Here is a 24,709-nt window from a genome sequence, read left to right as displayed (position 1 = left end):
CTGGCAGACATGGACAATACTCATCCTGAGCTGCCTGACTACGTGTGCGGAATCTTTCGTGCATCAGGCCCGGCCCCGCAACCTGTCGGCCCTGCCTGGGACAACGGTTGGCGGGTGGGGCAGACAGTGATCAGTCGTGTCCTCGACCCGGTCGCCGCGAGCTGGTCGGCGAAGGTCCGGGAGCACCTTCGCCCCGACGGGGTCCGCCCGGCACGCCCGGTGCGCTCGACCGACGGACGTTACGTCGTGTCCGGTTGGCGTGCCACGACCTTTCTGGAGGGGGAACTTCTCGCCAGGGTGGATGAGACGGTCGCCGCGGCTCTGCGGTTGGCTGACGCCCTCGCAGAGCTTCCGGTTGCGGAGCATCTCACCGCGCCAGTCGGTACCCCGGATGGTGTCACCGATCTCTTCGCGATCGCGGATCGTGCTGCGTGGTCTCCGGATCCGGCTGCGGTGCTGGCCCCGGCGCTCGGTCTGGATTCGACAGCGAGTGAGACCCAGCGGGCTGGGATGACCATGGCGGCGTTGGTGTCAAGAACGCTGGAGCCGGTCGGTGGCGTGCGACAGGTCGGGCACGCTGACATGTTTGCCACGACGCTCTATTCCGGGAGTCTTCCGCCGGTGGTCACAGACATCGTCGGGGTCGCTCACCCGCACGGGTACACGGCGGCACAGGTCATCGTGGACGCCCTCGTTGCCGGTGCGGTCGATGATGGCATCATCGCGCGTTATTCACATCTGCCTGATATCGGGCAGCTCATGCGACGGGCACTGCTCTACCGGCTGTACCTCCACGCGTTGCTCGATGATGCGGACCCGAACGTCAGTGCGAAGCTTGCCCGAGTGGTGGATCTTCTTCTGTCCGGGGTGTCTGACAGACTGTGATGCATGTCTGAACCCCGTTCTACCGTCGGTGGGGGATCCTGGAATCATCTCGCGCCCCCACCGAATCCCATTGTCCGTCTGCGTCGGCTGACGGACACTCCGGGGCGTCTGCGGCTGACGTGGTCTACCGAAGCAGCGAATCTGATCACTGGGGGAACCGGGATCTGGCGGGTGACCGGCGCTGCGGGGCATGGGGTCAGTTCATTGTTGGTGGAGACTGCCCTGGCGAGGCTCCGCGCGGGGGTGGATCCCGACGGTTTGCTGATGATCACGCCGTCGAAGGAAGCTGCCGGGCGGCTTCGCAGGGTTCTCGCGGACCGTTTGCGGGACGTCCCCGATTTTGCGGGCTCCACGCCACTCGTCCGGTCTGCCCCCTCTTTCGCCTTCGCACTGCTTCGGGCTGCTGCTGCCCGTTCCGGGGAACAGTCTCCCCGGTTGATCACGGGTGCTGAGCAGGACGCCGTTATCCGGGAACTGTTGGCCGGGCACGCGGAGGACGAGTTGGGTACCTGGCCTCCTGAACTCCGGCCCGCATTGACGATGGTCGGGTTCGCTCGTCAGCTCCGGGATTTTCTTCTCCGTGCGGTTGAACGCGGTCTGGGTCCGGAGGAACTCGTACGGCTCGGTATCACACACAGACGACCTTCCTGGAGCGCGGCGGGCGAGTTTCTCCGTGAGTACGAGCAGACGATGGCACTGGGCGGGGTACGTCGTTACAATGCCTCCGAGTTGGTCACCGTGGCCATCGAGTCCCTGGCTCTGGATGATGGCCTCCTGGAGCGGCAGCGCGCGGCACTTCATACTCTGCTGATCGATGACGCCCAGAATCTTGATCCGCGGACCGCGGAACTCCTGGAGTTGTTCATCCCCTCGACCCGGTTGACCGTCATCGCCGGAGATCCCGGGCAGGCGGTGTTCCGTTTTCGCGGCGCTGACCTCGATTTTCTGACCCGCTATCCGTGCACGGGGGAACTGGTGCTGGACACACCGCACCGAACTCCTCAACACCGTGAAGCCGTGATCTGTGACAGCGCCACGGCGCAGGATGTGGTGGTGGCGGATGTCCTACGCCGGGCGCATCTCATGGACGGGGTGCCCTGGCCGCGAATGGCTGTGGTTGTCCGTTCCACGGGTGTCCTCGGCCCGATCCGGCGTGCACTGTTGGCGGCTGGGGTTCCGGTCCAGCTTGATCCGACGGACACGGTTCTGGCGGAGCAACGGATCGTCGCGGCCGTCCTGTTGGCTGCGCGTGCGCTCGATGCTCCGCTCGAACGTACGGAGGTGGAGGAACTGGTACTCGGCCCGGTGGGGGGCGCGGACCCCGTCACCCTGCGTCGGCTCCTCCGGGGGCTGCGGCAGAGCGAGCTCCGTCGTGGTGGAAAGCGCCGTGCCATGGACGTCCTCGCGGATCTTGTGCTCCCGCACGGGGCTGCGGCCGGGGTGCTGAATGGTGCCCCGGAATCAGGAGATGCCTCCGCGACGGATTTCCTCACGGAGCGGGAGACGGACATCCTTGACCGGGTGCGTTCGGTCCTTGCCGCGGGTGCCGCGGCGCAGCGTTCTGGTGGATCCGTGGAGCTGGTTCTGTGGGAGCTGTGGAATGCCACGGGTCTCGCCGACCGACTCTCCGCGGCGTCGCTGCGCGGTGGGACCGCAGGTTCCCAGGCGGATCGGGATCTTGACGCGATGATGGCGCTGTTTGATGCCGCGGGTGACTTCGTTGAGCGTCGTCCCACGGCAGGGCTCGCCAGCTTTGTCCGTCACATTACCGAACAACAGTTGCCGACCGGTGCCCGGGACCGGCGCGGTGTTGAACCGGACGCGGTGCATCTCCTCACCGCACATGCCGCCGGTGGCCGGGAGTGGCACACGGTCGTCGTCGCGGGTGTGCAGGAAGGCACTTGGCCGACGACCTCGGAAACCGGAACCCTATTCGGGCAGGAGGAGCTCGTGGATCTCCTCGATGACGGTATTGATCCCGACGTCTACATCTCCCGTTCCGTGGAGCGGCTGGCGGAAGAGCGTCGACTGTTCCATCTCGCGTGCACCCGTTCCACGGATACCCTGCTGGTCACGGCACTCGATACCCCGGAGGGAAACGAGGTGCTGGAGCCGTCGCGGTTCCTTGACGAGCTTGGTGTGGAGGTACGCCGCGCAACGGGTGTCGGCCCGGTCGACCCTGGAGCCACGGATGCGGGGCCTGATGACGGTGTCGCGGTGGGCACCCGGTTGCTGTCTGTGCCTGCCATGGTCGGTGAACTGCGCCGGGTGGTGTGTGATCCGGGTGCCCTCGGGAGTCGACGGAAACAGGCGGCCCGCCAACTCGCCCGGCTCGCGGATGCGGGGGTTCCGGGTGCTGATCCGGAACAGTGGTGGGGACTCGCCGGGCCGTCGACCGACGCCCCGGTCCGGGCGGTGGGAGAACGGGTGACGCTGTCACCGTCGCAGATCGAACAGATAGCGGCGTGTCCGCTGCGTGCCGTTCTCGGTCGCGTGGATACCGACGATGAGATCCCGCTGCACCTCATCGCAGGTATCCTCGCACACGGGTTCGCCGAGGCGGTGGGTGATGGCGCTGACCGGGATACCGCCGCGCGGATGGTGCGTGACGCTTACACCCGCGTCCTCGAACTCACTGGAACCCCGGCCTGGCGCACCCCTATCGACCTCGCCGCGTGGGATCGACTCATCGAGCGCACCGCTACCTGGTTGACGGTGTCCCGTTCGGTGTTCACCACCGTGGGGGTGGAGGTTCCGGTGTCCGTCACGGTGGGCACCACCGGGGATGGTCGGGAGCTGGTCGTCACCGGCCGGATGGACCGGTTGGAGCGCACCGAGGACGGCGCCCTCGTCGTCGTCGACCTGAAGACCGGTGCCAACCCACCAACCCAGAAATCGATGGGGGAGCACGCGCAACTCGCCGCCTACCAGCTCGCCCTGTCGAGGGGAAAGGTCGTCCCCGACACCACCACCGACGGCGGGCCCGGGCGGGTCCGGGTCACCGACGCCGATGACCCGGACGCCGTGGCAGCGGTCGGCGGCGGAGTGCTCGTCTATCCGGGCACCTCCTCGGCGAAGATCACCACCCGCGACCAGGCCGCCAAAACCCCGGAGGAGCTCGCGGATCTCGCCGCAACGCTGCCGAAGCTCGCCGCGTCCGTGCGGGGCCCCCGCCTTGCCGCACGGATCAACGATTCCTGCGAACGGTGCTCACTGCGCCGCATGTGCCCCGCGCAGGAGGAAGGACGGGTGCTCACCGATGCCCGCTGAAAAACTCTCCCCGGTGCTGCTGTCCCGGTGGCTCGGGCAGGAGCACGCCCCCACGGAGCAGCAGGCCGCCATCATCAGTGCCGATCCCGGGCCGTTGCTCGTCGTCGCCGGGGCCGGTGCGGGCAAGACGGAGACGATGGCCGCGCGTGTGGTGTGGCTCGTCGCCTCCGGTCTCGCAGCTCCCGACCAGGTTCTCGGCCTCACATTCACCCGGAAGGCCGCACAGCAGCTCTCCCAGCGTATCCGTGCGCGGTTGGCCACCCTCGCCGGGATCCCCCGGCTCCGGGATCTCGACCCCACCGGGGCCCTGGAACACAATCTCCGGGCCATCACCCCGACCGTGTCCACCTATGATTCCTACGCGGGTCGGCTCATCGGAGAATACGGGCTACTGCTCCCCGTGGAGCCCTCCGCCCGCCTGATCACCCGAACCGAGCTCTTCCAGATCGCGTGGGATCTCGTCGGTTCCTACCGCGGTGACCTGCCCATGGAAACGGGACGTGCCCACGTTGTCGATACGCTGCTCGCCCTGTCCGCGGACATGGACAACCACATGGTCGACGCCGCCGGCATTATCGAGGAGACCGACCCCTTCGTCAGTCTCTTCGATGAGCTCCCGCCTGGGCCACGGCAGAAGGAGAAACTCGCGCAGAAGACCGCGAACATCCGTGACCGGCAGCTCCTGCGACTCTCGCTCCTCCCGCTCGTCGAACAATTGCGCGCTGAACTCACCCGCCGCACCGTGATCACCTTCGGGGAACAGATGTCGCTCGCGGCCCGGCTCGCCGCCACACACCCGGAGGTCGGCTACAGTCAACGCCGCCGCTTCCGCGTCGTCATGCTCGACGAGTACCAGGACACATCGCACGCCCAGCGGGTGCTGCTGTCCAGTCTCTTCGGGGGAACCGACCCCTCCCTCACGGTCACCGCCGTCGGCGACCCGATGCAGTCGATCTACGGCTGGCGCGGCGCGACGGCGGCGAATCTCACCCGCTTCGTCACGGACTTCCCCCGCATCGACCGGCACGATCCGACCGCCCCGCCACAACCGGCACCGAAGATGGAGCTGGTCACCAGTTGGCGCAACCCACCCGAGATCCTCGCCGCGGCGAACGCGGTGTCCCGCAGTGTCCTTGGGCCGGAGAACACACCACACCGGGCGGTGCAGCCACTCCAACCCCGGCCGGGATCATCCGCAGGTGCCCTGCGGCTGGGCTGGTTCGCGGATTCCACCGCCGAGGTCGAATGGCTCGCTGACCAGCTCGCCGCCGATTACACCGAGCGCCGGAGCAGCGGCAGGAAATTCACCGGTGCCGTCCTCGTGCGCAAGAGGAAACACTCAGCAGCCATCGCGACGGCACTCGGGGAACGGGGCATCCCCGTCGAGATCGTCGGCCTCGCAGGGCTCCTCGACATCCCCGAGGTCGCCGACCTCGTGGCCTTTGCGACAATGCTGGTCCGCCCCGGGGACAATCAGGCGGCGCTCCGCATCCTCACCGGCCCGTACGTCGGTCTGGGAGTCGCTGACATCCTGGCGCTCGCCGACCGGGCGACGAATCTCACCGGTCGAGCCACGGGATCCGCCGCGCAGCGGGATGAACCCGCGGAGCCGGTCCCCGACACCGGGGACGGGATTCCCGAGGATCCGGTTCTCGCCCGACTTCACCGGATCATCACCAACGTCCTGCCCGCCGGGGACGACACCACCACCGCCGGGCTCACTGACGCCGTCGCAGATCTCGGTGAACCCGAGCGTTACAGTGTGGAGGGGCTCGGCCGACTCCGTCGCCTGGCCGCGCACCTGCGGTACCTGCGCACGCGTTCCCTCGGATACAACCTGGGGGAGATCTTCGGTGACATCGAACGGATCACCGGGATCCGCACCGAAATTCTGGCCCGCGCCGACCCCGGTGCGGACGGAGTCACAGGGACGGTGCACCTCGACCGTTTCCATGAACATGTCGCCGCTTTCGCACAGATCCCGGGTGCGTCACTGCGCAGCTTCCTCGACCATCTCTCCCTGGCCCGGGAACAAGAGGACGGACTCGAACCCGGCGAGGTCCGGGTCAATGCGGACAGAGTGCAGATCCTCACCGTGCACAAGGCTAAGGGACTGGAGTGGGACACCGTCGCCGTGCTCCATGCCGACAACCGCACCTACACCGATGCCACCTCACCCCGGGTCACGGTGGAGACCTGGCTCACCGATGTCACCAAGGTGCCTGCCACGCTGCGCGGCGACGCCCGCGAGGACGCGACCGACAGCGTCGGAAGCCCCGTCCTGGATACTGTCGACGCGGAGAACAGGAAAGATCTGGAGAATGCGATGGAGGAACACCGCAGCCAGTTTCGCGCCGCGCTCGAGGAGGAGAACACCCGGCTCTTCTACGTCGCACTGACGCGTTCCGAACGACTGCTCTACGTCACAGGTTCCGAAGTGAGCGACACCGGAACGACCGCCGCGCCGTACGTGCATTTCGACGAGATTCGCCGTATTCAGCCGGGATCTGTGGCGCACTGGCACGAACCGGATACCGTGCCGGAGGAGAAGAACACGGCGACCCCGGACAGTGATGTCGAGGTCTCCGACGCGGTGTTCCCCCCGGGCCACCTCGGGGCGCGGGCTGACACCGTGCGCCGTGGCGCCGAACTCGTCCGAGCCGCCGCTGTCGACCCGCCCGCGCCGGGCCGTGACGGGGACATCGAGGAACTCTGGGAGCAGGAAGTGACCGCGTTGATCGAGGAACAACGGCGCCTGGATACCCCTGTCGTCGACGTGGAAATCGGCCGCGAGCTCACGGCCTCTGACCTGGTCGCTGTAGCCCGGGATGCCACGGCCTTCGCCCGCAGGCTGCGGCGTCCGGTGCCGTTCAAACCCAATACCTACGCGAAGCGGGGAACCGCCCTGCACCAGTGGATCGAGGACCGGTACGGTGCCACCAGTCTGCTGGACGAGGATGAACTCCCGGGGCTGGGGGAGGAGGAGATTCAGGGCCCGGAGCTCGCACGCCTGAAGGAGGCGTTCCTCGCCAGCCGTTGGGCGGATCGTACCCCCGCGTACGTGGAGCAGCCCTTCGAGATCACCATCGGCGGGCACGTCGTTCGTGGCCGGATGGATGCGGTGTTCCACGAGGGCACGGTTCCGGACAAGGGCTGGATGGTCGTGGACTGGAAGACGGGACAACCACCGACCGGACGAGACCTCGATGCTGCCGTTGTTCAGTTGGCAGTCTACCGCCTGGCCTGGGCCCAGTTGCTGTCTAAACGGATGGGACGCGCTGTTGATCCGGGGGAGATCAGGGCGGCTTTCCATTACATCGGACCCGACCACACCCTTGAGCCGGGTAAGCTACCAGACGCCGGAGAACTGGCGCTGTTGCTGTAGGGTGCCTCACCGTCGGGTGGGTACATCCCGGACACGGTTCACCGGCACCGCGAGACGAACAGAACACGGAGACGAGATGCGCAAGAGCTTCCGCGAGCGATTCCGCAGCGACACCGAACTCGATGATCTTCCCGATCATGCGCTGCTCAACATCATCCGTATCCCCGGGCAGCGCTACTTCTCCCCGTGGACACTGATCGCGCGCAGGGTTGTGTACGCACTGATTCTGCTGGCGCTCGTCGCCATGATGGTCTACGCGGACAAGGACGGGTACTCCGAGGATCTCACATTCATTGATGCGGTCTATTATTCGGCGGTGTCGCTGTCCACGACCGGGTACGGGGACATCACCCCGGTGACCCAGAACGCCCGTCTGATCAACATCATCATCATCACCCCGATCCGGATCGCCTTCCTGATCCTCCTGGTCGGTACCACCCTGTCCGTGCTCACCGAGGAAACCCGGCGGGCACTGCAGATCCAGCGTTGGAGGAAGCGCATGCGCAACCACACCGTCGTTGTCGGTTACGGCACGAAAGGGCGTTCCGCCGTCGCCGCTCTCATGGCCGACGGAACCCCGCCCAGCCAGATCGTCGTCGTCGACACGGACCGGCACTCCCTCGACATGGCGTCCAGTCAGGGGCTGGTCACCGTTCACGGTTCCGCCACGAAGGCCGACGTCCTCAAACTCGCGGGTGTCACCCGGGCCCGGGCCGTCGTCGTCGCCCCCAACATGGATGACACCGCCGTCCTCGTGACCCTGAGCGTCCGGGAGATTGCCCCGGCCGCGACGATTGTCGCCAGTGTGCGGGAGTCCGAGAACTTGCACCTGTTGAAGCAATCGGGCGCTGACTCCGTGGTGATCTCCTCCGAGACCGCCGGCCGGATGCTCGGCCTTGCGACCGTCACCCCGTCCGTCGTGGAGATGATGGAGGATCTGCTGTCCCCGGACGAGGGCTTCTCCATCGCCGAGCGGCTGGTCGGGGAGGACGAGGTCGGCGCGAACCCGCGTCATCTCGCGGACATCGTGCTCGGTGTCGTGCGCTCGGGTGAGCTCTACCGCATCGACTCACCAGAGGCCGAAACCGTTGAACCGGGGGACCGGCTGCTGTTCGTGCGCCGTGTCTTCCGGGAGGATGTGTCCGGTAAGTGACGCTCCACGAACCAGATACTCGCCCCTGTGAACCGGCGGCAACGGTGCCCGTTGTGCACGAGAACCATCTCTGTGTGACCGTGCGGGACACGGCTCTGATGTCCGGGGATCTCACCGCCGTGTACCTGACGACGCGCCAGCTCACGGCCCTCGGGGTGCCCACCGACGGTCGAGTGCTGCTTGAGGTGGGCACCACCCGGGGGACCGTTGACCGTGACTACGCTCTGCGCGTCGACGACGCGGCAGCTACCGTGATTAGATCGCGGACGGAGGCGACCCGCGAGGTTGCTCCCCGGGATCTCGATCGTCGCGCCTGGTTCCGTACCGTCGGCCGGGCCGTGGCCGTCCTTCGTACCACCGAACGCCTCCGCTTCGATCCGCGCGACGGATCGGCACTGACCTGGAACGATACCGGGAGTCGGGCGGTTAACGGTGCCGGAGGAGAGTACTTCCCCCGCTTGGATCCGGCTGTCATCGGGCTCATTGAACTTGCTGGGAGCGAGCGGATCCTGCTCGCCCGGAACGCCCGCAACGATTTCTTCTCGCTGGTGGCCGGATATGTGGAACCGGGCGAGAGCCTGGAACAGGCTTTCGCCCGCGAGGTCGCGGAGGAGACCGGGAGAAGGTGTCGCGACATCCGCTACGTCGGTAGCCAGCCGTGGCCCGTCTCGGATTCGGTGATGATCGGGTTCACCGCCGTCACCGATGACGTCGATGCTCAGTGGGGCACCGACGGGGAACTCGCGGAGATCATGTGGGCCGCTCCGAGAGATATCCTCGATGAATCGGTGGTCATCGCGCCGCCCGGTTCCATCGCACACCGCATGATCGTCGATTGGGCCCGGACCCGGGCCGCCGCCACGGACACCGAACACTGATTTTTGAAGGGATACCATGGCGATCAACCTGGACGAACTGGACCCGGACCAGCGGGTGGCCGCGACCGCGCCGCGCGGCCCGGTCTGCATTCTCGCGGGAGCCGGGACCGGCAAGACCCGCACCATCACCTACCGCATCGCGCACCTCATCGATCAGGGGTTCGTCAGTCCGAATCGGGTGCTCGCCGTCACCTTCACCGCCCGTGCCGCCGGTGAGATGCGGCACCGGCTGGCCCGCATGGGCATCGGCGGGGTGCAGGCGCGCACCTTCCACGCCGCAGCCCGCCGACAGCTCCGGTACTTCTGGCCGCAGGTCGCCGGTGACCTCCCCTGGCATCTGCTCGACAACAAGTTTCCGCTCGTCGGACGCGCCACCCGCAGCGTCGGGGTGGACTCCAGCACGGAAACGGTCCGTGACCTGCTGAGTGAGATTGAGTGGGCGAAGGCCTCACTAATCACCCCGGATGCCTACGCGCAGGCGATCCAGGGCACTCACCGCACCCCGCCGGTGGCCGCGGAGAAGGTCGCGGAGGTCTACCGCCGCTACGAGCAGGCCAAAACCTCCGAGGAGGGGATGCTCCTCGACTTCGACGATCTTCTCCTGCACACCGCCGCCGCCCTGGAGAACGCCCCCGCAGTCGCCGAGGAGTTCCATGAGCAGTACCGCAGTTTCGTCGTCGACGAGTACCAGGACGTCACCCCGCTGCAGCAGCGGGTGCTCGACGCGTGGCTCGGTGACCGTGACGATCTCACGGTGGTTGGTGACGCGAACCAGACCATCTACTCCTTCACCGGGGCCACCCCGGACTTCCTGCTCAACTTCACCCGGAAGTACCCTGACGCGACCCTGACCAGACTTGAACGCGACTACCGCTCCACCCCGCAGGTTACCCGGCTCGCCAATGCGGTGATCGGCCGGGCGAAGGGCCGGGTGGCCGGTACCCGGCTCGAACTCACAGGTATGCGGGATCCGGGGCCGGAACCGGATTTCTCCGTCTACGATGACGAACCCGCGGAGGCGGCCGCTGTGGCGAAGAAGATCGCCGATCTGATCGATTCCGGGGTTCCACCGGCCGAGATCGCCGTGCTCTACCGCATCAACGCCCAGTCCGCGGTGTTCGAGCAGGCGCTCTCCGAGGCCGGAATCGTCTACCAGGTGCGTGGTGGTGAGGGATTCTTCAACCGTCCTGAAGTTCGGAAGGCCATCACCGAACTGGTGCGCGTCGCGCAGCGCGATGACCTCCCGGATGAGGCGGTCGGTCCCGGGCTTCGCATCATCGCCCGTGCTGCGCTCGCACCTCTCGGTCTCACCCCGGAGGAACCGGAGGGAGCACAGGCCAGAGAACGCTGGCAGTCACTCAACGCCCTCGTCGAGCTGGTCCACGAACTCGGCCTCGCGACCCCAGACCTGGACATGAACGGTCTGCTCGTGCAGTTGAAGAATCGGGCCGAGGCCAAGCATCCGCCGACGGTCCAGGGGGTGACGCTGGCGTCCCTCCATGCGGCGAAGGGGCTGGAATGGGATGCGGTGTTTCTCGTCGGACTCGTCGAGAGCACCCTGCCCATCAGCCACGCGATCAAGGCGGGTGACCACCAGATAGAGGAGGAACGCCGACTGTTCTATGTCGGTGTCACCCGTGCCCGCATCCACCTGTACTGTTCCTGGGCACTCGCCCGCCAGGAGGGGGGACGGAAGTCGAGGAAACGGACCCGTTTCCTCGACGGGATCGTCATCGATCCTGAGCCGGTGGAACGGAGTGCACCCCGCAACCGCCCGAAACGGTGCCGGGTGTGTGGCACGGAGTTGGAGAGTCCCGCGGAGAAGGTTCTCCGACGCTGTCTCGACTGCCCCGGTGGTGCCGATGATGAGCTCTTCGAGCAGTTGCGGGCCTGGCGCGCGGAGACCGCCCGCGAGGAACAGGTACCCGCCTACATCGTCTTCTCCGACGCGACCCTCATGGCGATCGCCGAGGCCATGCCCACCGATGAACGCGAACTCCTCGGGGTCAGCGGCGTCGGCCCGGTGAAGGTGGACAAGTATGGCGGTCAGGTATTGGGCATCATCAACGGCGTAGCCGATTGATGTTGGTCGGCACTCACCGCTAAGCAGCGGCCCAGCAGGCCGGGCAGTGGGGGTGCACCCCGAGTGAATCGTGGGTGGTGGTGAACCGGTGTGGATCAATCGTGAGCACCGTACCTGCGGGTGGAAGACACCGTTCTGGTCCGGGAGATGGTGTGGTGAGCCCGGCGCAGCGGAGGGCGAGAGCTGCTGCTGCCGCGGCCGCTGTCCGCACGATGACGGGGTCGGGCGGTACCCAGGAGCCGTTGGCGTAGCGGGGGGCTTCCCGGGGAGCATCGGGGTCGGTGTCGATGCGGTGCAGGGCAGCACAAAATGAGCACGGACCCGAGCCGCTGAATCGGATCGGCCCCAGGACGACGCGACCGTCGATGACGGTTACGGGGATGACATCTCCACCTCGTTGTAGGACGGGCTCCGCCAGTTCGTGTAGGTGATCTGGTGCGCCGGTGATCACCACCGGCGCACCAGGGCTGAATGTGCGCAGGAATCCACCGGGGCGTTCGCCGGGGCGCCGTCCCGAGACTTCCGCTCCGTATCCGGTGATGAGTTCACGGACTTCGTCGGCGATACAATCCTCGCCCAGAACCCCGATCCGGGTGTTCTCCGGTGCCACGGGAACCAGCATGCCGTAGCCGATCAGTTCATCCACGAGGATGACTGCTGCTGTCGGATCCACGCCCGCAGTAGTGAGGACACCGGTCAATCGGTCAGGGGAGAGCGGCACGGTGACGGAGGAGAATATCTCACGGACCCGGCGGGCGGTGTCCCCGGGGAGCGTGTCGACGACCCCGGCCCACCGTGCGTCCAGTCCGAACTGAAGTGAGCCGTCGAGACGGAGGTGGACTCCGACGGTGGGAGCCAGGCGGATCAGATTTTTGTTGTCGGGCACGGATACCTCGCATGTCTGTTGTCCACAGGTCGCATCACGGTAACGGTGCAACCCCTGCATCACAGATAGACTCTGTTTCCATGGCTCACCGTTCCACACTCCCCGAGATCGAGGTGATCCGCTCGACCCGTCGGACCCGGACGGTCTCTGGTCGGATCATTGACGGGAAGATTGTCGTGCGGATTCCCGCGCGTCTCACTGCGGCACAGGAAGCGGAGGCGGTCGCGGATATCGTCGCGAAGGTGCGGCGGCGCTCCACCTCCGTACACACCGGGGACGTGGAGCTTGAGGCTCGCGCCCGGGAACTGAATCGCAGGTTTCTTGACGGCCAGGCGACCTTCACCTCGGTCCGGTGGGTGGGTAACCAGGCCCGTCGGTGGGGTTCCTGCAGTCCAGACACCGGGGAGATCCGCATCACGGATCGGCTGCGCGAGGTACCCGGCTACGTACTCGACGCCGTACTCGTGCATGAGTTGACGCACACCTTCATCCACTCGGGACATGATGCGTCCTTCTGGGAGTGGGCGGACCGTGCTCCGCACGCGGAGCGGGCGAAAGGCTATCTGGAGGCATACCAGCGTTTCGGGTGACGCGTGGTGGCACGTCCTCGAAGGAACCCGCAGACCGTCAGATCAGCGGGTTCCGGGTGACGGGAAGATCAGGAACGTGGCTCGTCGCCTGTTCCATCGTCCCCGTCGGCGTCCGTCTCGTCCGATGGACCCTTCCGATCGGCTTCCTCGGCGAGCATCTTCTCTAGGGCGTCGATCTCGGCGATGGGGTCGAAGTCATCCACCCCGCCCTCGTCGAGCAGGCCGTCGATGAACTCCGCGGAGTTCTCCAGATCGGAGGCCACCGGCAGGAAGTCGGGGTGGTCCCAGACGGCGTCGCGGCGCTTCACCCCCACGGCCACCTCGACGCGGCGCCACAGCTCCATGGCCTCTGCGACCTTGGGCGCGGCGAACTCGATGCCGACGACCTTCGAGAATGCCTGCTCCGCAGAACCTCCGGTGGCACGCCGCCGTCGCCAGGCCTCATTCATCGCGCCCGTGGAAGGGATGCGGTCACCGATGGCCTCGGTCACGACGAGCTCGACCCAGCCCTCGACGAGCGCGAGCATCGTCTCCAGGCGGGACGCCGCACCCGCGTTGCGTGAGGAGATCCGGGGAGAGAGATCCATGCCCTGCAGGCGCTGCATCGCGTCCTGGATCTGCGCCGGGTCTCCGCTCTCCAGATTCAGCTCACGGGCCGCCTCCTCGATGTGGGAGGTATCGATCACCAGCCCGGCGGCGTATTCCTCGACTGAGGAGACGAGACGCTCGACCAGCCACGGGACGTGCTTGAACAAACGCTGACGGGCTGCTTCCCGGACACAGAGGTAGAACAGTGCTTCCTGCATCGGGACGTCGAGGCCCTTCGACATTTCCTGCAGGTGAACGGGGAGAACGGCGGTGACCCCGGCCGGTGCGACGGGGAGGCCGAAGTCTGACCCGGTGAGGGCCTGGCGTGCCAGATCCCCCAGAGCGTTGCCGAGCTGCATTCCGAAGTTCATGCCGGACATCTGGTTCATCATCTGCAGCATCGGGCCGATCATCTGCCGCGCCTCCTCGGGCAGCGACTCCAACTGGGCCTCATTCATCCGCTCGGCCACGGGAGTAACCATCCGCTTCCATACTGGAAGGGTCTGCTCCAGCCAGGTCTCGGCGTTCCAGGCCTCTATTCGCGTCGATGCAGTGGGAAGTTCGGTTGCATCATCGAGCCAGAGTTCAGCGAGCCGCACGGCATCGGTCACGGCGGTGACCCGGTTGGCGGGAACCGGTTGAACACGGCCGATCTGCTGGCGGGCGATGCGCTCCGCGAGGGCGTAGTTCACCGCGCCCTGGCCATCGGGCGAGTTCATGGATGAACCCATGCCCGACAGCATCTGGCCGAACTGGTTCAGCATGTCGCCCAGGCCGCCACTGCCCATGTTGCCTCCGCCCATGCCCGGACCGAAGCTGAAGAAACCGAAGTTGCCCTGACCGTCGTTGCGGTCGTCATCGTCATCATTACCGGGTCGGAAGCCAAAACCATGGTTGTTCATGGCTCCAACCTACCGGCGGCCGCGAGAGCTTTGCCATTGCAGAGACAACGCTGTCAGCGAACAGTGGCCGCGACCCCCTGGGCGTCGGTGTGCCGACGGTTCGGGGACGGGAACGGGGTGACGGGACTGTATCGTTGGGAGGCGTGAATCGACGAACAAGCACCGTTCTGGCCGGAGCTCTCCCCGTGGTCGTGCTGACCTTCCTCGCTATGGCGGATCATGTCCCGGGGACAGGGATCGATCTGACCGTCCCCTACGCCGCGGAGGGGCCGGGGCCCACATTCAACACTCTCGGTGAGTATCGGGGCGTGGAGGTTGTTGATGTCGTTGGTGCCGATCTCGATGAGACCGAAGGCAACCTCAACATGACGACGGTGGAAGTCCGGACAGGGATGACGTTCGCGCAAGCGGTGCGGCGCTGGTTGTCAGAGGACACCCTCGTGCCCATCAGCCACTTCATTCCACCGGGAACGACCCTGGAAGAGATCACGGAACGCAATGAGGTTCAGTTCTCCGACTCGGAGGCCGCGGCGACGATCGCTGCCATGGACTACCTCGATCGCCCAGTGGAGGTCCGTGTACTCGGTACCTCACCCGATTCCGCAGCCGACGGTGTCGTACGGGAAGGGGACGTCATCCGGGCCGTCGATGGCAGGGAGGTTACCCAGCCCGTAGAGGTACGGGAACTCGTGCTCGAAAAGTCCCCGGGAGATCAGATAAGACTTGATGTTGTCCGCGAGGGTCGCCCGGAGACTCTTGATCTCACCCTCGGCAGCCACGGCGAGGACTCCGATGTGCCCCTGCTGGGGGTGTTGATGGAAGTCACACCGGCAGATGGGGTCACCGTCACGTTCAATCTGGATGATATCGGGGGGCCGAGTGCCGGAATGATGTTCAGTCTCGCCGTCGTGGACAAGCTCAGCCCCGGACTTCTCAACGGCGGTCGTTTCGTGGCCGGAACCGGGACCATCGACGCGGACGGTACGGTGGGGCCCATCGGTGGGATCGTGCACAAGGTCCGTGCCGCCCGGGACGCCGGGGCGGAGGTGTTCCTCGCGCCGACGGCGAACTGTGCGGAGGCGGTCAGCCGTGATCACGGTGAGATGACGGTGCTGAAGGTCGACAGTCTCTCTGATGCGATTGACCAGATGGCCGCGTACGACGCTCACCCGGGTAGTGCCGTCACCTGTGAGGATCAGCTCTCCGACTAGTCGGAGACACGGCTGGTGGCGGGTACGGGTGAGCTCTCACCGGTTTCCGTTGATGCCGTGACCGAAGGGGCGCTCGTTGTCGTCGTGGGGCGTCTCGCGAGTCCGAGTTCGAGGATGCGCTCCCGTGGGTCCTGCTCATCGGTGGATATCATCTGCTGCAGGACGACGCCGCGGGCATTATCCACCACGGTGATGATCGCCACGGTACCGATACTGGACCAGCCGACGATGACGTCCCCGTCGTCCTGCACGATCCGGGCGCTGCGCAGTTCGGTCAGCAACTGGGTCGTGGAGGCGGCCTTGCTGTCGTTGTCGAAGAACTGGAACTGCCCGACCTCTTCGCCGGAGCACGCCGAAGAGTCGGCGACACCGTTCGGCATGCAGGAGTCGAACTTCTCGAATAGTGATCGTGGAGCGAGGCTGCCGAAGTGCTCATAGGCCTCCTGGACGCTACGGGGCAGTTTCCGGGGGCTTCGTTCAGGACTCGTCGTTGTGCGTGAGCTACTTGTCACCGGGGTGGAGGATCCTGATTCAGACGCCAGTACGGAGGACGCTGGTGTTGTCACTGTCACCGAGGTGTTCTCATCCCGGGTGGTGGACCCAGGTTCGGGGTTCTCAGTGGGGTTTCCACCGGTCGCGGTGCAGGCGGAGAGAACCAACGTGGCCGCGAGCACGGCGGTGGCTCGGAGACCACGGACGGAGTGGAACATGGGCGGGGCGGAGACGGACATCAGTGTGTTCCTCGTCGTGGGGGCGGGTGCACCGGTCGGATCGCTCATGGGTTCAGTCGATGACCTGCTGCTCGAAAGTGTAGTGAAGGGCGGCGATGACGCCGGGAGCGACGCCCGGCCCCCCGCGCAGGCTGATCTCATCCTCCGCGAAGGGCCCCGCTGCCGCGAGTTCCTCCTCGGTGGGGCGCAACTGCAGTAGAGTCAGCTCTTCACCGCTGCGAAGCACCCCCGAGAATAATCTCGCGGGTTTCGCCTCGATCAGGCCACCACCACCCGGTTCGGTATCCTCCGGGTCGGTTCCCGCCGTGTCACGGAAGAGGATCTCCTGCGCCAGGATGACCCCCGTGACCTGCTCGGGCCACGCGAGTCTCGAAATGAAGTCACCGAGCTCATCGGAACCGCCCTCGATGTGCGGAGGCAGTGCCTCCTGCTGTACCAGGGTCAGTGGGGCATCATCCTCCACGAGGTCAACCACCCCAACTTCGTCGATGAGCGTCGATGTCTCGACGAGGGCGAAGAGAATGGGGGAGGAATCCCAACCTTCGGCGTGGACGTGCTCGACCGCCTCCATCATGGCCTTGTTGAGGGCCTGCTGGGTGCGGGGGGACTCCGGTGTCACTGGCATGGAGATGGATGCTCCCGTTTGTCTCGGATAAGGAAAAAGAAAGTACTGTTGAATACTATCCGTCACGCGCACGTTAATTAAAGGAGTTGGCTTGTCTAGCGGCCTTAGCCCCCAGAAGCCGTTCAAACGACCCCCACGGGTAGTCAGCGGAATCATTTTCACCATTACTCTGTTCGTCTTCGTTGCCCCGATGCTCGTCGGTTACTACACCGACTGGCTCTGGTTCTCCGAGGTTGACTTCCGGGGTGTGTTCACCCGCGTCCTGTTCACCCGGATCATCCTGTTCCTCGTGTTCGGGGCTGTTGCCGCGTTCATCGTGTGGCTCGCGGGGTTCCTGGCATTCAAGTACCGCCCCAAAGACATCACCGATGGTTTCAATTTTGATCCGGATAACCCGATCCGCGCTTACCGTGCCGCTATCGAGCAGTCACTCAAGCGCGTCCTGCTCGGTGTCCCGCTCTTCGTCGGTGTCCTCGCCGGAGTGGTGGGCCAGGCGAATTGGACGACCGTATCCCTGTTCCTCAACGGTTCGCCGTTCGGGGTGAGCGATCCGCAGTTCAACCGAGACTACGGCTTCTACGCCTTCACTCTCCCGATGCTCAGGTTGGTTGTGGGATCACTGTCCTCACTACTCATCGTCGCGTTCCTGGTGGCTCTCGTTGGGCACTACCTGCTCGGTGGAATCCGGGTGGGAACCAACGGTTTCTCGGAGCGGGGGAGCATGTCCAACCCGGCCCGCATCCAGCTCGCCGTCACCGCAGGGCTGTGGATGCTGCTGCATGTTGCAGGCTACTGGCTCGACCGCTACGACCTGCTCAGCGTGCAGCACAGCGGAATCCAGGGCAGCTCCTTCTACGGTGGTTCCTACACGGACATCAACGCTATTCTGCCCGCGAAGATCCTCCTCATGGTCATTGCCGCCTTCGTCGCGGTGGCCTTCTTCTCCGCGGTCGTCCTCCGGGACCTGCGCATCCCGGCGCTGGCGACGGGACTCATGGTACTGTCCGCGCTGATCATAGGAACTGCCTGGCCGATGGCCATCGAACAGTTCTCCGTCGCACCGAACCGCGCCGAGAAGGAATCGAAGTACATCGCCCGGAACATCGAGGCCACCCGCTACGCCTACGGCGTCACGGATGACGAGGTCACCTACGTCTCCAACTGGGGGGCGGAGGGAGCCTCGGAGGAATCCGTCGCGGATGATGTCGCCACGCTGTCGAACATCCGCCTGCTCGACCCGCAGATCCTCTCTGACACATTCACCCAGCAGCAGCAGCTCAAGAACTTCTACGGCTTCCCGAACAAGCTCAACATCGACCGCTACACCGTCGACGGCGAGCTCCGTGACTACGTCGTCGCGGCCCGCGAGATCGACCCGAACTCACTGAAGGGCAACCAGCGGGACTGGATCAACCGGCACACGTTCTTCACCCACGGCAACGGCCTCGTGGCCGCCCCCGCGAACAAGGTCGACGAGGTGGCCCGCGATGTCGGATCCACCCGCGGTGGCTACCCCGTCTACACCGTGAGCGACCTGCAGAGCCTTCAGCGCCGCGCCGAGAACGAGGAGGCGGAGAAGCTCGGTATCGAGGTCACCGAGCCCCGTGTCTACTTCGGCCCCGTCATCGCCTCCGGTCCGGAGTCGAGCGACTACGCCATCGTCGGGGCGAAAGGCCCCAACGGTGAGGCGCTTGAATACGACGCCGACGGTCAGAGCTACACCTACACCGGATCCGGTGGCGTCTCCATCGGAAACCCCGTCAACCGTGCGGCTTTCGCGCTGCGCTACCAGGAGATGAAACTGCTCCTGAGCGATCGGATCGACGGTAACGCGAAGATCATCTTCGAACGTGACCCCCGCTCGCGTGTGGAGAAGGTCGCCCCCTGGCTGACCACCGACTCCACCACCTATCCCACCGTCATCGACGGGCGCATCAAGTGGATCGTCGACGGCTACACCACCCTCACGAGCCTGCCCTACGCCCAGCGCACCACACTCACCGAGGTGACGCGTGACTCACTGAACGCCAGCGGCACGAACCAGCGTCTCCTCACCGACCAGGTCGGCTACATCCGCAACTCGGTGAAGGCTGTCGTCGATGCCTACGACGGCACCGTCGAACTCTATGAATTCGACGAATCCGACCCGGTGCTCAAGGCCTGGGAAGGAGTGTTCCCCGGCACCGTGAAGCCGAAGAGTGAGATCTCGGACGATCTTCGTGAACACCTCCGCTACCCGGAGGATCTGTTCAAGGTTCAGCGCGAGATCATCGCGAAATACCACGTCGATGACGCCCGCGTTTTCTTCACCGCCGATGACTTCTGGTCCGTTCCCAGCGACCCGAACGCCTCCAAGGGGGTTGAGGGCGTCAATCAGCCCCCGTACTACGTCGTCGCAGCCGATCCGGAGACCCGGGAAGCCGGATTCCAGTTGATCACCCCGTTCCGTGGCCTGGAGCGTCAGTTCCTCGCCGCACACATGTCCGTGTCCTCCGACCCGGACAACTTCGGCAAAATCACCGTTCGGGTTCTGCCAACCCAGACCCAGACCCTCGGCCCGGCTCAGGCACAGGACACGATGATGTCCTCCGACCAGGTCGCCCGGGACCGCTCACTGTGGCAGGGCACGAACGACATCAAGAACGGTAACCTCCTGACCCTGCCCGTCGGTGGGGGAGAGATCCTCTACGTCGAGCCGATCTACACCCAGCGCAAGGATCAGGACTCCGCCTTCCCGAAGCTGCTGCGTGTGCTCGTGAACTACAACGGCCAGGTCGGTTACGCACCGACCATCGCTGAGGCGCTGAGCCAGGTGGGTATCGATCCGCGTTCCGCCGCGGACGTCGAGGAAGCCACGGACCTGCCGGACAGCGTCGAGAAGACGCCCGCCGGTGGTGAGTCCGGTGGCGGCGGAGAATCCACACCACCGACCCCCGCAGGCGTTCCGGCAGTGGACCTCAACGAGGCGATGAACCGTGTCTCCGAGGCACTCAAGGGGCTGAACGACGCCAAGAATGATTCCCACGAAAAGTACGGTCGGGCCCTCGACCGACTCGACCGTGCGGTCGCCGAGTACCAGCGGCTGCAGAACAGTGCGGGTAACACGGACACTCGATCAGAGGAATCCGGGGATAGTTCCCCGGAAGATTCCGCAGGTGCAGACTCCTGACGGATGACTGAAGCGGTGAGCCCCATCAACCGGGTTCGCCGCTTCTCTCATTTTCGCAGTTCAAAGCGTCGATTGGACGTTCATCGGGAAGCTATGTAAAGTAACTCAACGTTGCCAGGGAGCAAACGAAAGAAAGTTTCCCGGCACGGTGTCAGTACGTAGCACCCGACGCGGGGTGGAGCAGCTCGGTAGCTCGCTGGGCTCATAACCCAGAGGTCGTAGGTTCAAATCCTGCCCCCGCTACCACGTACAGAAACCCCCTCTCCTTCGGGAGAGGGGGTTTTCGCATTTTCAGAGTCGGGGAGCTGAACGCGTCGGGGGAGAAGGTCTTCCAGGGGGATTTTGAAGAAGTCGGCGACCACATATAGGTCGTCCAGAGACCATGTGATCTCCCCTCGAACTTTGCGCCCGGCGGTCGCGGGCGTGACACCTAGCGCTTCCGCTAGCTCTCGCTTTGTGCGGCGAGTTAGGAAGAGAAGCTCGTGAACCTTGATGCCCACACATTCATTTGCGCTATAGCTGCGCCGAGAGAGTTACGGCGCTTTCGTGATCTGTTGGATGTTGCTCATGTTTCGTAACCTGCACGAGTTGCGCACCTTACGCAATAGGTTGCGCGAGTAACGCTTGACGTAATCTTTAGTGGCCGGCATGGTCACACCCATGGAATTACGTGACACGCAACAAGTTACGTGGCTAACGGTTTCGGAAGCTGCGGAACTTCTGCCAGAACTAGCAAGCGTTCAGTCCAGAACTGGGTGAAGGCTGGCGTCCTGCCAGGGGCAATGAAGCTCCCCAATGGCCAGTGGCGCATCCCTCTCGAGGCGATCCTTCGTGGTGAAGGGGGACCAGCAAATGACTGAGCGCATGAAAAAACCCGCCCCTGCTGGAACAGGGACGGGTAGCAAACGCTACAAGAACACTCCAATGATGGCTCTGAGCTTAGGTGCATTGAACGCACTTTGCAACACTGAGGACGGGGGAAGCTGATGGGCTTCGTGGGGATGGGCATCGTGCTCAACAATGTTGAGCTGCAACCTGCTCAGAAGATGATTCTCATGGCTCTGGCTGACCGTGCAGATGCGGCAGGGGTCTGTTGGCCGTCTATCGGCGAGATCGCTCACCGCACTTGCCAGTCGAGCGCACCGTGTTGCGCCACATCGCAACCCTGAAAGACATGGGTCTGTTGACCTTGCAGCAGCGCCGCTACCGCACAGTCAACGGTGACACGCGCCAGGCCTCGAACGTCTATCACCTGAACCTCGCGGGCATGTTGGCAGGTAGTTTCGATTCCCGCCCAAAGCGAGAAAAGACCAGCTCAAGCCCAGGGTGTCAGACTGTGCAATCCCAGGGTGACAACGGTGTCAGTCGTAGAACCTGTCATAAAGAACTAACCATTCCTGTACCTGTACCTGAGGCCAGCTCATCGAACGGTGAGCCACTTGAGACATCGGCACAGGAACAGGAGCCAGGGCCAGGCGGGGCTGTCGCCCCGGCAGAGGATTCTCCCTCCACCGCCTCCGGCAAGGCTTCGCCTGCCATCCGCGGAGCTTTGCGCACCGCGGCAACCGAGGACGAGTGGGATCGAGTGTTTGCGTGCCTGCCGTCCCGCATGGCCGAGGAGCTACCTCCAGCAAAAATCCCGCAAATTGCCAGCTATCTCGCTGAGCGAATCAACGCAGGATGGCCGCCAGGTCAACATGGTCTCCATGCTGGTCTCCCTGGGGCGCGGTGAGCCGATCCGCGACTGGGAATCCATGCTCGTCTCGGTCGCACTGCGCGAAATTTACGAGTCCGAGACCATCGACTGGGATAACCCCCCAGTGTTGGCAGAACTGATTGACTACCTCCAGGCAGGCTCTGAGCAGATGATGGATAAGGGGCGTGCCCGCGACAAGCACGAGTGGCATTTGCGTATCGATGACCTGATGCTCAGCCTGAACTCCCTGTTGGATGGCCCTACTGGACGTATTTTCGCAGGACAGACCTCCACACCGATTCGCGTTGATGCCACCGCAGTGTGCATTGATGTCTCCGCCATCGACCGTGGCGATAAGGCCATGAAAAGCAGATGTGATGATGGCATGCTGGTCGGCAGCGTTCGGTGCGATTGAGGCAGCGCACATGCTCGCAGACGCTGGCCTTGCCCCGCAGAAGTACTTTTCAGCCACCTTGGACGAGTTGTGGCAGGTGCTGGCAGCAGCACCCGGCATGGTCGCCCAGGTTGACGCATTGACCCGTCTGAACCGCTCGGACGCCACGGTGCTGAACATGATTACGCACACTTTCAAGGACTTGGAGGCGCTGCCGAGCATTGAGGACCAGAAGACCGCCATGGGCTTTATTGAGCGTGCAGGCATGGTCATTTGTGGTGGCCTGCCTGCCTCGGAGCTGTCGATTCTGTCGGACAAATTGGAGTTTTCACCCGCTGAGGCAGCCATGGTGGTCGGCTGGTCGCGGTGCGCGCACCCCAAGCGTGCGCGCACCAAAGGCTCACGCGCGGTGCCGGTGGGTCGAGGACAGTTCATGATTAAACCCTCCAAAGACGGCTCACCAGGCATTCCAGTTCGCACGATCCTGACCCCAACGGAAATTGAATACCGCCTACACGACACGAATATGCGCTTTGATGACTTCTTCAATCTGGGTGAGGAGACAGCGGTATGAGCGGCGGGAAGATCATCGACCCGCGCGTGAAGAACCGCGCGGTCACCGAGTTTGTCGACACCTGGCAGGACTACCGCTCTGTGACGGTTGCGTGCGGTGAAATCGCTGCCTCTCACGGCATGAGTCGGGCAACCCTTTTTGCTGAACTGCGTGAACGAGGCCAGTGGCCTGCGGCTCGGGTGGGTGATTTGGCATTGGAGAACAAACGACTGCGCAAACAGGTTCAGATGCTCGAAGCACAGCTCGCAGAAGGGCAGAAGTAAATCCTATGCCGTTTTTTAGTGGTTCACGGAAGAAACTCTGGGTCTTCCTGCTGGCCCTGGTGCTGTTTTTGGTGATCTTTGTCGTGGTGCTCGGTAGTGGTGAGGACAAGTGCGAAAAGCCTGCAGGCTCGCGTTCACGCGGGTCGGCGGCATCTGCCTCGGTTAACGCCGATGGTCTGGCATATCCGATTGACCCGGCAACGCCGATGTCTTCCGGGTATGGCCCCCGTGATGGTGGTTTTCACTACGGTGTGGACTTGGCTGGCCCGCATGGCACGCCGATCTACGCGTACGCCGACGGAGTAGTGAAATATGCTTAGGACACCGGTGTGCAGGGATTTGGGGGCTGGGTGGTCATCGACCACAGCAAAGACGGCCATCAGTTCTCCACCGTCTACGGCCACATCGACCCTGGTCACGTCTATGTGGCACCTGGTCAATAAGTCCGCGCTGGCGATCACATCGCAGATGAGGGAAACTCCGGTATTTCTTCTGGCCCGCACCTCCACTTCGAGGTGCACCCCGGCACCTGGACTTCCTCGACTGGCGGCATCGACCCGACCGCATGGCTTGAAAAAGCTAAGGGCGGGGAGGCCAGCAATCAGTCCCAGCATGATAGTGACCGTGAGCATGTCAGCATCGACCCCGGTGATGGCATCGCTGTCGCGGAAATCGACGACGAGAACTGGGTGGAGACTCCCTCTGGAGTCCAAGGATTTGACGGCAACGTGCCAGCGATTGGGCCTGGAGATGAGCTACCTCATCCGCGCGAGTTTGGCGTACCTGTTGGAGAAGGTGGTCTTCGCATCGACACAAAGCGCGGTATGCGCATTGCCGCTGCAAAGTTCCACCACTACATCAATAAAGCGGCAGGCTACGGCATCGGTGGAGTCCGGGAAGACCCGTACTATCCCGAGCACCCCGGGGGGCTTCGCCATTGACATCATGATCGACCACTTCGAGACCGACGGAGGTCAGGCGCACGGAACCGAAATTAAAGATTGGTTCTTCGCACACCGCCATGAGCTAAACATCAAATACATGATCTGGCAGCAGACCTATATTCCTGCCGAGGGTGAAGCCAACAAGATGGCTGATCGAGGAAACCCGAAAGAAAATCACTTCAATCACGTGCACATCACCTTCCACGAGTCGCCCTTTGCTAACGGGGACGAGCCGGTCTACATGGTTGAAGACGATGCCGGAGACAGCACTGGGTACACCGTTCGGGGCAATGGTTGCGGCACCCACGGCGGAACTCACCACGACCATGAGCTAGAACCCGGCAGCGTGCCAGAGGAGTTTGTGCGCTGGTTCCAGCTCGGTGCACAGGTCTGTGCTGACGTGGACGCGCCGCTGCTAGCTGCTCACAACAGGAGTCGGGCTTCCAGAAGGGCGCTGTCAGCGGCGCAGGTGCTCTAGGCTA

21 protein-coding genes, 1 tRNA gene and 1 pseudogene are annotated in these 24,709 nt (G+C 64.2%); 18 read left to right on the top strand and 5 right to left on the bottom strand.

Features of this window, described 5'->3' with window-relative positions; genetic code table 11:
- The first annotated feature begins 9 nt into the window (after positions 1 to 9).
- The 6 genes from QWU44_RS03660 (at position 10) to QWU44_RS03635 (ending at position 11,654) form a co-directional block, all read left to right on the top strand.
- Positions 10 to 885, top strand: a complete 876-nt coding sequence (locus tag QWU44_RS03660; RefSeq protein ID WP_370914368.1) for a TIGR02569 family protein — start codon at positions 10 to 12, stop codon at positions 883 to 885.
- Between the two features lie 3 nt (positions 886 to 888).
- Positions 889 to 4,155: a PD-(D/E)XK nuclease family protein gene (locus QWU44_RS03655; RefSeq protein ID WP_370914367.1), complete on the top strand. Its 3,267-nt coding sequence runs from the start codon at positions 889 to 891 to the stop codon at positions 4,153 to 4,155.
- Entirely contained in the window at positions 4,145 to 7,540 is a 3,396-nt protein-coding gene (locus QWU44_RS03650) for a UvrD-helicase domain-containing protein (protein WP_370914366.1), read from the top strand. Before QWU44_RS03655 ends, QWU44_RS03650 begins: the two co-directional genes overlap by 11 nt.
- Positions 7,541 to 7,616: 76 nt before the next feature.
- Positions 7,617 to 8,693: a TrkA family potassium uptake protein gene (locus QWU44_RS03645; RefSeq protein WP_370914365.1), complete on the top strand. Its 1,077-nt coding sequence runs from the start codon at positions 7,617 to 7,619 to the stop codon at positions 8,691 to 8,693.
- The gene (locus tag QWU44_RS03640) at positions 8,690 to 9,571 is read left to right on the top strand and encodes an NAD(+) diphosphatase (protein ID WP_370914364.1); all 882 of its coding nucleotides are present in this window, start codon (positions 8,690 to 8,692) and stop codon (positions 9,569 to 9,571) included. The genes QWU44_RS03645 and QWU44_RS03640 overlap by 4 nt, the downstream gene beginning before the upstream one ends.
- Before the next feature lie 16 nt (positions 9,572 to 9,587).
- Positions 9,588 to 11,654 (top strand): ATP-dependent DNA helicase UvrD2, encoded by a 2,067-nt coding sequence (locus QWU44_RS03635; RefSeq protein WP_370914363.1) that lies wholly within the window; start codon positions 9,588 to 9,590, stop codon positions 11,652 to 11,654.
- Between the two features lie 19 nt (positions 11,655 to 11,673).
- Here the strand turns inward: QWU44_RS03635 and QWU44_RS03630 are convergent, their stop codons facing one another.
- Positions 11,674 to 12,540, bottom strand: coding sequence for a TOMM precursor leader peptide-binding protein (locus tag QWU44_RS03630; RefSeq protein WP_370914362.1), 867 nt, complete (start codon positions 12,538 to 12,540; stop codon positions 11,674 to 11,676).
- A gap of 80 nt (positions 12,541 to 12,620) precedes the next feature.
- On the opposite strand from QWU44_RS03630, the gene QWU44_RS03625 reads away from it, so the two are divergent.
- On the top strand, positions 12,621 to 13,130 hold the full coding sequence (locus QWU44_RS03625) for a M48 family metallopeptidase (protein ID WP_370914361.1): 510 nt from the start codon (positions 12,621 to 12,623) through the stop codon (positions 13,128 to 13,130).
- 68 nt (positions 13,131 to 13,198) lie between these two features.
- On the opposite strand, the gene QWU44_RS03620 is transcribed toward QWU44_RS03625, so the two are convergent.
- Entirely contained in the window at positions 13,199 to 14,620 is a 1,422-nt protein-coding gene (locus QWU44_RS03620; RefSeq protein WP_370914360.1) for a zinc-dependent metalloprotease, read from the bottom strand.
- Between the two features lie 143 nt (positions 14,621 to 14,763).
- Between QWU44_RS03620 and QWU44_RS03615 the strand changes: the two genes are divergently transcribed.
- Positions 14,764 to 15,831 carry a PDZ domain-containing protein gene (locus tag QWU44_RS03615; protein WP_370914359.1) on the top strand — a complete coding sequence of 356 codons (1,068 nt, stop codon included), beginning with the start codon at positions 14,764 to 14,766 and terminating at the stop codon, positions 15,829 to 15,831.
- On the opposite strand, the gene QWU44_RS03610 is transcribed toward QWU44_RS03615, so the two are convergent.
- Both QWU44_RS03610 and QWU44_RS03605 read right to left on the bottom strand, forming a co-directional pair.
- On the bottom strand, positions 15,828 to 16,610 hold the full coding sequence (locus QWU44_RS03610) for a hypothetical protein (protein ID WP_370914358.1): 783 nt from the start codon (positions 16,608 to 16,610) through the stop codon (positions 15,828 to 15,830). The genes QWU44_RS03615 and QWU44_RS03610 overlap by 4 nt on opposite strands.
- 4 nt (positions 16,611 to 16,614) lie before the next feature.
- A complete protein-coding gene (locus tag QWU44_RS03605; protein WP_370914357.1) occupies positions 16,615 to 17,187 on the bottom strand; it encodes a PPA1309 family protein in 573 nt (190 codons plus the stop codon).
- Positions 17,188 to 17,278: 91 nt separating this feature from the next.
- On the opposite strand from QWU44_RS03605, the pseudogene QWU44_RS03600 reads away from it, so the two are divergent.
- Positions 17,279 to 20,281, top strand: a pseudogene (locus QWU44_RS03600) (UPF0182 family protein); the annotation flags it as partial.
- Positions 20,282 to 20,525: 244 nt separating this feature from the next.
- Positions 20,526 to 20,602 (top strand) — tRNA-Met (locus QWU44_RS03595).
- On the opposite strand, the gene QWU44_RS03590 is transcribed toward QWU44_RS03595, so the two are convergent.
- On the bottom strand, positions 20,581 to 20,856 hold the full coding sequence (locus QWU44_RS03590) for a helix-turn-helix transcriptional regulator (RefSeq protein ID WP_370914356.1): 276 nt from the start codon (positions 20,854 to 20,856) through the stop codon (positions 20,581 to 20,583). The genes QWU44_RS03595 and QWU44_RS03590 overlap by 22 nt on opposite strands.
- A gap of 189 nt (positions 20,857 to 21,045) precedes the next feature.
- Here QWU44_RS03590 and QWU44_RS03585 point away from each other — a divergent pair, with 189 nt between their 5' ends.
- The 8 genes from QWU44_RS03585 to QWU44_RS03550 all read left to right on the top strand — a co-directional run bounded on the left by QWU44_RS03585 (position 21,046) and on the right by QWU44_RS03550 (position 24,705).
- Positions 21,046 to 21,216: a helix-turn-helix domain-containing protein gene (locus QWU44_RS03585; RefSeq protein WP_370914355.1), complete on the top strand. Its 171-nt coding sequence runs from the start codon at positions 21,046 to 21,048 to the stop codon at positions 21,214 to 21,216.
- Between the two features lie 126 nt (positions 21,217 to 21,342).
- Positions 21,343 to 21,525 carry a helix-turn-helix domain-containing protein gene (locus tag QWU44_RS03580; protein WP_370914354.1) on the top strand — a complete coding sequence of 61 codons (183 nt, stop codon included), beginning with the start codon at positions 21,343 to 21,345 and terminating at the stop codon, positions 21,523 to 21,525.
- A gap of 477 nt (positions 21,526 to 22,002) precedes the next feature.
- The gene (locus tag QWU44_RS03575) at positions 22,003 to 22,467 is read left to right on the top strand and encodes a hypothetical protein (RefSeq protein WP_370914353.1); all 465 of its coding nucleotides are present in this window, start codon (positions 22,003 to 22,005) and stop codon (positions 22,465 to 22,467) included.
- A gap of 10 nt (positions 22,468 to 22,477) precedes the next feature.
- Positions 22,478 to 23,020, top strand: a complete 543-nt coding sequence (locus tag QWU44_RS03570) for a hypothetical protein (RefSeq protein ID WP_370914352.1) — start codon at positions 22,478 to 22,480, stop codon at positions 23,018 to 23,020.
- Complete coding sequence (locus QWU44_RS03565) at positions 23,017 to 23,283, top strand: hypothetical protein (RefSeq protein ID WP_267173136.1); 267 nt, start codon at positions 23,017 to 23,019, stop codon at positions 23,281 to 23,283. The genes QWU44_RS03570 and QWU44_RS03565 overlap by 4 nt, the downstream gene beginning before the upstream one ends.
- Positions 23,284 to 23,288: 5 nt before the next feature.
- Complete coding sequence (locus QWU44_RS03560; RefSeq protein ID WP_198737075.1) at positions 23,289 to 23,603, top strand: M23 family metallopeptidase; 315 nt, start codon at positions 23,289 to 23,291, stop codon at positions 23,601 to 23,603.
- 195 nt (positions 23,604 to 23,798) lie between these two features.
- The gene (locus QWU44_RS03555) at positions 23,799 to 24,224 is read left to right on the top strand and encodes a hypothetical protein (RefSeq protein ID WP_370914351.1); all 426 of its coding nucleotides are present in this window, start codon (positions 23,799 to 23,801) and stop codon (positions 24,222 to 24,224) included.
- Between the two features lie 4 nt (positions 24,225 to 24,228).
- Positions 24,229 to 24,705, top strand: a complete 477-nt coding sequence (locus tag QWU44_RS03550; protein ID WP_370914350.1) for a hypothetical protein — start codon at positions 24,229 to 24,231, stop codon at positions 24,703 to 24,705.
- Positions 24,706 to 24,709 lie beyond the last annotated feature (4 nt).

Origin of the sequence: Corynebacterium sp. CCM 9203 (assembly GCF_041357675.1) — a bacterium.
GTDB lineage: Bacteria > Actinomycetota > Actinomycetes > Mycobacteriales > Mycobacteriaceae > Corynebacterium.
Note: the sequence above shows the minus strand (reverse complement) of the source record. Positions and strands in the feature narration are given on the sequence as shown.